Below are 3,215 nucleotides of genomic sequence, written 5' to 3' on the forward strand. Positions count from 1 at the left end.
GCGTCCATTGATTGCAAGAGGCAGGCGGCTGCGTTGTTGTTTGCCGCCTGAGTTTTCAGGTTGGCGAGATTGATTTTCAGGGTGCTTGCCGGCTGCGGCTTTCCCGAAAGTTGGACTTCTGTTTTCCGGTGCGCTGTGCAGCAGGTGGCGCAGTAGGGCCAGTCTTCGCGCCCGAACGGGGCCTCGTCGTTGTCTTCCTCAATCAATTCGGCGAGATGCTGCGCCAGCATGTGCGGTGTCAGGTTTTGCTCTATGACCAGCGTGTCGCCGTCCATGCGCGCGTTGCGGATGCCGCCGCTGCATCGGTCGCCGCCGGCGATGTCCAGTGTTTTGTGCAAGTGGTTGCCGTCGGCGCGCACGCCGATAATGGCGGTGAAAATCCCGGAGCCGCCGCCGGAAGAGGTCAGCAGATAGGCGACTGAACCGTTGGCGGCCACGCCCAGTTTCCTGGCCTGCATGGAACCATCGGCACTGTGCCGCGCACAATTTTCAACAGCGACCTCTTTCACGGACAACAGGCGCTCCAGGCACGGCAGGGGGGCGTCCGCCTGCGCCCCGCTAAAAAGCAGCAGCACAAGCAGCGCGCGCCGCAGCGCTGTGGCAGAGAGCGGCAGCACGGACAGCGCACGCCGCAGCGATGCGGCAGAAAGCGGCAGCACGGACAGCGCGCGCCGCAGTGCTGAGGCAGAAAGCGGCAGCACGGACAGCGCACGCCGCAGCGCCCCGGCAACCCGCCTCACACCCCTGCCGCTTTCAATGTGTTTTCAATCAGGCAGGCCACCGTCATCGGGCCGGTGCCGCCGGGCATGGGTGTAATTGCGCCCGCCACTTCGCGCACTTCGTCAAAAGCCACATCGCCGACGATTTTGCCGTTGCGGCGGGTGACGCCGACATCGAACACGGCGGCGCCGGGCTTGACGAAACTTCGGCGCACCAGTTCGGGCATGCCGGCGGCGGCGACGAGGATGTCGGCGTCGCGGCACACGGCCTCGATGTCTTTCGTCTTTGAATGGCACAGCGTCACGGTCGCATCCACGCCGCGCAGCGCCAGCAGCATCACCTGCGGCAGACCGACCAGGTGCGAGCGGCCGATGACGACGGCCTTGCGCCCCTGCGTCGGGATGTCGTATTGCTCCATCAGGCGCATCACGCCGAGCGGCGTGCACGGCACGAGGTGCGGTTTGCCGCGCAGCAGGCGTCCGAGGTTTTCGGCGGTCAGGCCGTCCACATCCTTGGCGGCGGGAATCAGGTCAATCAGCGCGCCGGCGTCCACGGCATCGGGCAGCGGCAGTTGCAGCAGGATGCCGTGAACCGAATCGTCCGCGGCCAGTTCGCGCACCGTTTGTTCCAGCGTGCGTTGCGCGACATCGCCGGGCAGTTCAACCAGCCGCGTCTTGAGGCCGCCGCGCGCGGCCATCTTCAACTTGAGGTTCACATACAGGCGGCTCGGCGCATGGGCGCCGACGAGCACCGTCGCCAGCGTCACATCCGGGCCGCCCGCCGCCGCGAGTTTTTCGGCGACCTGGCCGACGATGCGTTCGGCGGTCTTGCGCCCGTCGAGCAGCGTGGCCGGCGCGGCGGCGTGCGCGGAGGTCTTTCCGGCGGCCCGGCGGGCGGCCTGTCGCTGCGCGGTGTCGGTCAAGCGTTCGGCGGCGTCAGTTGCGCGGCTGCTTGTCGGGGTGCAGGTAAATCAGGCTTTTGCCGAGGCGCCCGCCGTAGTTGCCGGCGGAGATCATCATCAGGCCGTCGGTGTCTTTGGATGCGGCGATGGCCGCCTGCGTGGCCTCGATAATGCAGTCCATGCCGCGCCCGTTCATGATGATTTCCATCACCGAGTTGACGCCGTCGGGCAGTCCGCATTCCACATCCGGCTCGTCGCGCAGCAGCGGGCAGAACTTCTCGTAGGTGCTGGCGATGGTGAAGTCGTACTGGCTGCCGGCCTTCGAGCCGCTGCCGGCGATGCCGCCGGGAAAGGTGGAAATGACGCCCGCCACCGGCAGGATTGCCTCAACGCCTTTTTCGGCGGCGGCCAGCGCCGAGTCGGTGTCTTTGCCGAAGAACCACAGGTTGCCGCCCATCAGCCCGTCGGCGTAGCCGAGCCTGCGGTCGAGGATGAACTCGCCGCCCAAAATCGGTATCCACCACATCTTGCGGCCATGGCGCGTGATGCGCTTCTGGTGGCCGTTGCCGAAGTAGGCGACCTTGCGCCCCATCTGAAAATGGTCGCCGCCGTCCAGCAGGTTGAAGCACGACGCGGTCGGGCAGGTCAGCACATTCTGGCTGATGCGAACCAGCGCCGCGCGTTCAAGTTTTTTCTCGCGCTCTTTCCAGAAGCGCGGCGCGTGCAACTGGACGACGGCGCCGGGGCGCCCGTCGGGCGTTGCGAAACTCTCGTCGCCGCCGGGGCCGACATAGCGGTCCATGCCCGCCTCGCAGTCGCACAGGATTGAGCTCGAGCCGTTGCCGGTGCAGGCGTTGACGGCGTGGTCGAGCCACTTCCTGTCCCTCGCGGTAATCAGGAACTCGACATAGATGCTCTTGAAAGCCTCGGCGTAGGTGTCGTCAATGAGCGCGCCCATCGTCAGTTTCTCCCTTTGCCTTCGTACACCGCTTTTTCGGTGATGACCTTGTCCATGAACACATCGTGCGGCGCGACCAGCACTTCGTCGAACATCTGCGATTCATAGGCGAGCGCGACCAGCGGGCAGTCGGGGCGCGCCCGTTCCAGCAGGCGGTCGTAATAGCCCTGGCCGTTGCCCATGCGCCCGCCGCCGCGGTCGAAGCCGACGCCCGGCACCATCACGATGTCGAGCGCCTCCGGCTCCACTTCCTTTGCCGGGTCGCCCCAGCGGTCGCGCGGCGGCTCGAGTATCTTCCACTTGCCGACGACCAGTTCGTCGAAACTCTCCAGGTGCCACAGGCCGAGTTTGTTGTCGCCTTTCTCGTCCACGGTGCAGTAGGGCACGATGATTTTCCTGCCGCCTTTGGCGATTTCCTTCTCCAGGTGCGGCTTGGTGCGCGTCTCCGAGCGGCAGTCGATGTACCACATCGCGGTCTGCGCCTTCTGGTATTCCGGCAGCGCGATGAACTTCTCGCAAATGGCCGCGCTGACCTCGTCCTTGTTCTCCTGCGCGGCGCGCGCGTCATAGGCCTGGCGGCGCATCTTGTTCTTGCGCTCCATAATCTGCTCAAGTTCCTGCGGTGTCAGTGGCATG

At 65.6% G+C, this 3,215-nt stretch carries 4 protein-coding genes; all 4 read right to left on the minus strand.

What is annotated here, in order from left to right; all coding sequences use genetic code 11:
* On the minus strand, positions 1–659 hold a 659-nt coding region (locus OXU50_00005), incomplete at its 3' end, for a hypothetical protein (GenBank protein ID MDD9868272.1).
* A 77-nt stretch (positions 660–736) separates the two neighbouring features.
* Positions 737–1,642 carry a bifunctional 5,10-methylenetetrahydrofolate dehydrogenase/5,10-methenyltetrahydrofolate cyclohydrolase gene (locus tag OXU50_00010; protein MDD9868273.1) on the minus strand — a complete coding sequence of 302 codons (906 nt, stop codon included), beginning with the start codon at positions 1,640–1,642 and terminating at the stop codon, positions 737–739.
* Between the two features lie 13 nt (positions 1,643–1,655).
* Entirely contained in the window at positions 1,656–2,579 is a 924-nt protein-coding gene (gene fhcD / locus OXU50_00015) for a formylmethanofuran--tetrahydromethanopterin N-formyltransferase (GenBank protein ID MDD9868274.1), read from the minus strand.
* Positions 2,580–2,581: 2 nt separating this feature from the next.
* Positions 2,582–3,214 (minus strand): 5-formyltetrahydrofolate cyclo-ligase, encoded by a 633-nt coding sequence (locus tag OXU50_00020; GenBank protein MDD9868275.1) that lies wholly within the window; start codon positions 3,212–3,214, stop codon positions 2,582–2,584.
* Between the last annotated feature and the right edge of the window lies 1 nt (position 3,215).

The sequence above is a fragment of the Gammaproteobacteria bacterium genome (assembly GCA_028817225.1).
In the GTDB taxonomy this organism is placed as follows: Bacteria; Pseudomonadota; Gammaproteobacteria; order Poriferisulfidales; family Oxydemutatoraceae; genus Oxydemutator.